General features: G+C 38.9%; 6 protein-coding genes. 1 reads left to right on the forward strand and 5 read right to left on the reverse strand.

What is annotated here, in order from left to right:
- Positions 1 to 61: 61 nt before the first annotated feature.
- Positions 62 to 199 carry a hypothetical protein gene (locus ACLFMM_RS08560; RefSeq protein WP_410808316.1) on the forward strand — a complete coding sequence of 46 codons (138 nt, stop codon included), beginning with the start codon at positions 62 to 64 and terminating at the stop codon, positions 197 to 199.
- Between the two features lie 23 nt (positions 200 to 222).
- Here ACLFMM_RS08560 and ACLFMM_RS08565 read toward each other — a convergent pair whose 3' ends face one another.
- The 5 genes from ACLFMM_RS08565 to ACLFMM_RS08585 all read right to left on the reverse strand — a co-directional run bounded on the left by ACLFMM_RS08565 (position 223) and on the right by ACLFMM_RS08585 (position 6,504).
- Positions 223 to 681 (reverse strand): FKBP-type peptidyl-prolyl cis-trans isomerase, encoded by a 459-nt coding sequence (locus tag ACLFMM_RS08565; protein WP_410808317.1) that lies wholly within the window; start codon positions 679 to 681, stop codon positions 223 to 225.
- A gap of 125 nt (positions 682 to 806) precedes the next feature.
- Positions 807 to 2,504, reverse strand: coding sequence for an arginine--tRNA ligase (argS, locus tag ACLFMM_RS08570; RefSeq protein WP_410808318.1), 1,698 nt, complete (start codon positions 2,502 to 2,504; stop codon positions 807 to 809).
- 31 nt (positions 2,505 to 2,535) lie between these two features.
- Positions 2,536 to 3,777, reverse strand: a complete 1,242-nt coding sequence (gene prf1 / locus ACLFMM_RS08575; RefSeq protein WP_410808319.1) for a peptide chain release factor aRF-1 — start codon at positions 3,775 to 3,777, stop codon at positions 2,536 to 2,538.
- Between the two features lie 156 nt (positions 3,778 to 3,933).
- Positions 3,934 to 4,866 (reverse strand): 4-demethylwyosine synthase TYW1, encoded by a 933-nt coding sequence (twy1, locus tag ACLFMM_RS08580; RefSeq protein WP_410808320.1) that lies wholly within the window; start codon positions 4,864 to 4,866, stop codon positions 3,934 to 3,936.
- A gap of 48 nt (positions 4,867 to 4,914) precedes the next feature.
- Positions 4,915 to 6,504 carry a DNA-directed DNA polymerase II small subunit gene (locus ACLFMM_RS08585; RefSeq protein ID WP_410808321.1) on the reverse strand — a complete coding sequence of 530 codons (1,590 nt, stop codon included), beginning with the start codon at positions 6,502 to 6,504 and terminating at the stop codon, positions 4,915 to 4,917.
- Positions 6,505 to 6,639: the final 135 nt, after the last annotated feature.

Below are 6,639 nucleotides of genomic sequence, written 5' to 3' on the forward strand. Positions count from 1 at the left end.
TCGAAAATAAATATGCAACCGAATTAAACGAGAAAGATGATACTTTCTCACCTAAATTTACATGATTTTATGTAAATTTAGGAGTGCGGCTAAATGGATAACAGAATTCGAAGTCACCAATGAGGCAATCCGAGGTTACTGGGGAAAACGAGGATACAATAACAATGCCGGTATCAGTGAACCGGTTTTTGAGCGATGAATAAAATAGAAAAAAGAAAAAAATCAGGACTGGGATTCGGATTCTTCAGACCCGGCTCCAATCTCATCGATTTTTACTTTAAAGTTAAGTACTTTACCAGCCAGTGGATGGTTCAGGTCAAGGGTTACCTTTTCCTCTGTTACATCTAGAACTTCTGCTGGAATCTGGGATTCGTCTGGAAGAGTTACCAGTAACATCATACCAGGCGTTATTTCCTGGTCATCAGGAACCTGTTCCTTTGGAACATCCCTTTTCATATCATCCCTTGGTTCCCCATAGGCTTCTGAAGGTTGGAGCTGGAATTCTTTTTCCTCTCCTTCTTCCATGCCTTTAATTGATTCTTCAAATCCTTCAATAATCTGTCCGGAACCTACCTCAAATTCAAGAGGTGCACCATGATTTTCGGTGCTGTCAAAAACTGATCCATCTTCAAGGGTTCCTTCATATTCTACTTTTACTTTATCTCCTTGTTTTACAGGCAATATATCAACTCGTTTAATTGTGGGTTATTCCACAAAAATTTAAAAATTTAGTCAGGTTGTTTTCTATATTACTAACTATATACTGAGTTGTCTAATTTCATCATATATACAATTTGTGGGTGTTATTACATAGATTCAGGTGCACTAATACCAAGTATATATAGTGTATTTGCAAGCATGATACGAGCACAATCAACAAGTGCAAGCCTTGCATTTCTTACCTCTTCATCTTCAGCACTGATAACCGGTACATACCGATAGAACTGGTTGAAATCATCTGCAAGTTCTCTTGCATAGGTTGCCACTGTATGGGGTTTTAATTCTCTTGCGGACTGGTCTATCATCAGGTCGAATTTCGCCATCTTTTTGATTAATGCCACTTCATCATCTTCTACAAGTACTGATGGGTTTACCGTATCTCCAGGTTTCCATACTGATTCTGCTTTTTTTAAAATGCTACATGCCCTCGCGTGGGAATACTGGATAAAGGGTCCTCCTTGTTTTTCAAAATCAAGAGCTTTTTTCCAGTCAAATACTGTGGATTTTTCAGGTGATACACTTACTATATCGTACCTGACCGCACCCATGCCCACATGGTCTGCAATTTCTTTCTTGAAATCATCCGGCATATCAGGACGGCGTTTATCAACTTCTTTATAAGCCTGGGATTTTACCTGGTCAAAAACATCGTCAGCTGTTATAAATTTACCCCGGCGGGTGCTCATCGACCCTTCAGGTAAAGATACAAATTCAAAAATGACTACTTCAGGCTCCTTTTTACCAAGAGATTTCATTGTTGCTTTCAATTGCGAAGATATTAATTTATGGTCTGCCCCAAGGATATCGATTACACGGTCTGAATATGTGCTTTTCCATTCATGATAGGCAAGGTCACGCGTTGTATATAGTGATGTTCCGTCCGATCGCTGGATAACGAGGTGCTTTTCAAATCCATAGTCTGAAAGGTCGACAACAAGTGCTCCATCATCTATTTCAGTAAGACCTGTCAATTTGAGTTCATCAATAATTTTTGATACTGATCCATTTCTGATGAACTTGGATTCATAGATAAACTCGTCATGTGAAACATTCAGAGATTTCAGAGTCTCTTTTGTACCTTCCAAGGAATATTTGACAGCTTCATCAAAAAGTTTGATTGTGTTTTCATCTCCGTTTTCAACAAGTTGCATGAGACGGTCGATTTCCTTTACTTTTGAGGTATTATTTTCAAGTTCCTGATTTGCCCTGATATATAGGTCTGCTATTGCATAGTCGCTTTTTTTAGATGTGTCAAACCCGAAATTTGTCAGTCCCCAGGATACAATCGCAATCTGTCGACCCATATCATTGACATAATACTGGGTTCTGACATCGTATCCTGCATGTTTCAGAACACGGCAAAGGGTATCCCCTATCACTGAATTTCTGATATGTCCCACATGCAGAGGACCATTGGGGTTTGCGGAAGTATGTTCAAGAATTATTTTGCCACTGTCAAAATTGCCGGCAAAATTCTTTTTTTCATCTCTGATTTTTAAAACAGTATCATCCAGATAGCTGCGTTTTGTCCAGAAATTCAGGTAGGGTCCTTTGACCTCCATTTTTTCAATGTATGAATTATCATCTATTGCAACTGCATTTCCGATTTTTTCTGCTATATCTTTGGGGTTTTGTCTGTATTTTGATGCCAATCTGAATGCTATGTTTGATGCAACATCAGAATGCTGAGATGGTTCCACATACAGTTCATCTATTTCATATCCAAGTGACATAACAGCCTTATTTAAAATTGATTCTACCTGTTTTTTAAACTTTAAAAACAAAAAATCACCTGAAATTTTTCTGTAAATAACATCACATGCCTGTGTTGTATCTCAGTATCGCCACGATACCACCGAATGCATTCAAAAGCTGTGACCCTTCTTCAAACTCGGTTGATATGAATTCCACTTTTGCCCCTGTTTGGTCTGCCATGGATGACAGTTCATCAACCACATCTATCCTCTCCACAAACTCAAGAACTCCTTCACATTTTGGGCAGTTTCCATAGCCTGATGCTTGACCTGAAGGTTTTCGCGTAAACTTAGTTTCATAACCGCATGAACTGCATCTGATAATATCCATTTCTGATTTAAGGTCCTCAGAGATCAACAGTATGCTTACAGACCCGATTTCCAGATTCTTTCTCACACTTTCTTCACCATATGCAGCCTTACCAGATTCAGCAATCAATTCATTAAAAAATTGCTGCATAAGTTTCTTTTCCTTCATGAGGTCTATATCAGCCAGTTTATCGGTTGCTGAATTTACAAGTTCGGACAATCCGGTTTCATCTGTATAGGATACATCAAACATTCCCAGTATTTTTTTCTGGATTTCATGATGAAGGAATTCTCCTTCTTTGAATTCCTCCTTTGTTGGGGACGGTCCCCCTATAAGCACTCCTTCAAAATTTTTCTGGTCAACATTCAGGAAAACTTCACTTGCAGCTTCACCGACACGCTTGTTAAAATCATGAATAGCTATCAATCTCAATTGTTCAAATCTATCTGCACTCTGACCACCCTTTTTCTGTTTTCCGGGAACTGTGGATGTCAGGTGTCTATGGGTTTCTATACGCTTTCCAACAAGCAAACCGATTGTTGCCTCACGTCTGTCAAGCACAAGGAGACCATAGGTTTTACTCTCTTTGAGCATGTCTTCCAGAGGTTCCAGAAAGAAAGATGAATCACAGTGATACCTGTAGGTCACAAGAGGTTCAGGAGGTTCGATTACAATGGTTTCCATATTTGTTTTGTTGGCACCTACATCAACTGCACCTGTGAAATATACAATACCACTTTCAGGCACCTCTTCTAGATATTTGAGCCTGGATACAAGTGAATCGATTGCCCCCTGTACATTGGTTCTGGTCACCTTGGATTTTATATTTGATGCCTGACCGTATTCATCCTTAAGCTGGGATGTTATCTCAGATATTGGTTTGTCTGGTGGTATATACAGGGAAATTAGTTCAGTACCTCTTCCTTTTTTATTTCTGAGTTCTTCAAGTTTCTTTTTGAATTCATATTTTTCATGCGCTGATTGTTCCACCATTTTGTAGGTACTCCATGATTAGCTTGAGTTTGTGATAATGTGATGTATTGATTGACAAATAATTGCATTAAGCAAAGAAACGATTATTGTTACAGTCACAGTAAGTAAGCCTGTTATCTGAGCGCTTTTTCTATGTGACTTTGTTATAGATATAGGTTATGACTGTCCTGAAAGTGATTCAGGAGATTTTGAGAGAAGAACTACACGACTGATTTCAACCTCATCTACAACCCTATAACCCAGATAATCTGCAATGTCATCTGCAAAAACCATTACCTCTTCATGGGACGGCATGGATTCCCGAGAGAGTCGTCCCCTTGAAAATCCGAGATGCATATAGGCTTTGATTTCAACAAAATCAGGTTTTGCTGTATCAATCAATCCTGCAAAACCCTCTGGATCAAACATATTCACACCTTTTATAAGTGTTATTCGAACCACGGTTCTTATATCTTTATCATACAGATTAAAAAGTGATTCCTTTATTTTTTCCCATAACTCAGGACTTCTAGGATTACACACCGTCATATAGGTTTCTTTATCAGATGCATCCAGACTAATATAGAGCTGTGTAGGGTTGATTTTTTTTATCATTTCAGGATTTGTTCCATTGGTCACAACAAATGTAGTTATATCATTTTTAGTAAATTCATCAATTAGTTCCGGAAGGTAAGGATAAAGTGTAGGTTCTCCTGAAAGTGATATGGCCACATGTCTTGGGTTATTGGCTTCCATCCAGAACTCTCTGGGGGCTGAACCCCCAAAACCTGAGATTAATTTACGCTGGGCATATATAGAAGACCCCATTATTTCAACTGGAGAATCCCATTTATCAGGTGCTGGAATCTTGACTTCTGTGGGACGCCAGCAATGGATACATTTCTGATTGCAAAGAAGGGTAGGTGTCATCTGTATACAACAGTGGGATTTTATACCGTAAAATCTCGATTTGTAACAGGCTCCTTCACCTTTAATAGAACGTTTGAGCCAGAGACAGGTTTTTACTGCTGAATGGTTTCCTACCAGACTATAACCCTGTTTTGTTAAAAGAGTCCTGAAATCCGGAATGTTGTGAATTTGATTGGACATTTGAGTTTTAATTTAAGGTTTTAGATATATAAAACAACCGGGAACTACTTAATTGAACTTAAGTATGGATGTTTTCAGATTGGACAAATCAACAACCGGGACCCTAGCTGGTGTGGGAACTAGATTTACACGTTTCTGGAATTCTGTTTGTGACTGCCAGGTACCTGAATTTATCAAGAGGACATTCTTGTAGGGCTGCACTCCTACTGTATGAACATGACCGCAGTGTAGAATATCAGGTATCTGGTCGATTACAAAATGGTCATGTTTTTCAGGTGCAATAGAAATCCTTCCACCATAGATGGGAGAGAGATGCCTGAATTTCATCATTTCAACCATGGCTGTGGTTGGTTTCTGATAGGACACATGGGGTACTGAAGCAACGAAATCATCAATGGAGCGACCATGATACATCAGTACTTTAACACCATCAAGGTCAATTAGTGCAGGGTTGCCTACAAATGTAACATTGTCCGGGAAGCAGGATTTTATATATTCACCAAAACACGGCTGGGGTTCTGCTTGTCTTACTGCATCATGGTTTCCTGGACCTATAATAACTGTTATATTTTCTGGAATTTGTTTAAAATATTCTGCTGCTTTTCTATACTGGTCGTACACATCTGTTATGGATAGCTCTTTCTCCTGACCCGGATATACACCTATTCCATCTACAAGGTCACCAGAAACCACAAGATACCGTATATCTTCTGAAATTTCCTGCATCCTTTTATCATCGATGTTACCGTTCAGAAAATCGATAAATCTCAACCATTCGTCCTCAAGGAATGTTGAACTACCAACATGTACATCTGAAATAAATACCGCCTTTCCGTGACTACCTCTATTTGTAAGATTGGTATTGGGTAGGTCGGGCATCGTGAACTTGGATGCTATTAACAGCCTTTTATCATTGGTCAGCACCCCAGTAACACCCACAACCTCATCCAGAACAAAAGAATTTGCTTGTTCGAACAACTCTTTATCAGCTGTGCGCACAAGTACAGAAAGTGAACTAGTATTATCCTCGATTTCTATAAGCCTGTGACCATTAGTGGTTGTTCTAAGGTCTGAAATCATGCCTATTACAGATACTTCATCACTGTTTCCGCCATCACCCAGTCTGCGATTTTTGGTAAGGCTTTCTATGGGTCTGGCATTAATCCTTCCGCGTATCATCTCACTTAACTTGCTGTACCTGTCTCTGAAATACTGTACAAACTCCATATACTCGCCGACACAGGTCGATTGGTTTGTTATATCAGAAATTATTTTTACTGGGTTGACTGCTTTTTTAGGTACAGTAGAAGAAAAGGATGACTGTATTGGAGCTGCATATGCGGCAGAAGAACTGGATGGTGATACAGGAGAAACGGGTAAACAATCCTGGTTTAATTCTGCTGGTTTTTTAGTTTCTATTGAAATTGTGGCTCCATCAGAACCATTCCCATCATGAGATAAAAAACCATCAATATCGATGTCATCTACATCAACAACAAGTACAGAATCATCGATGTTTTTGAGAACATAATTCACCAGTTCATCCTGTAAATTGTGTGATGCTATTAGCTCAGCTGCATCTGGGCTAATCTGGTAACCTGCCTCGGCAAACATCCTCAAAACATCGGTTTCACTCATAACAGACCCTGAACCAATCAGCTATATCAGTTAGATTTCAATTCCTATTAGTATTTCGTTCGAATTTACCTGTATTTTATAGAGACCATCAAATTAGCTTTTCGTTTTAAAAAAGTAACTCTTTTTTTTCATCTT

This window comes from Methanohalobium sp., assembly GCF_046546175.1.
GTDB lineage: Archaea > Halobacteriota > Methanosarcinia > Methanosarcinales > Methanosarcinaceae > Methanohalobium.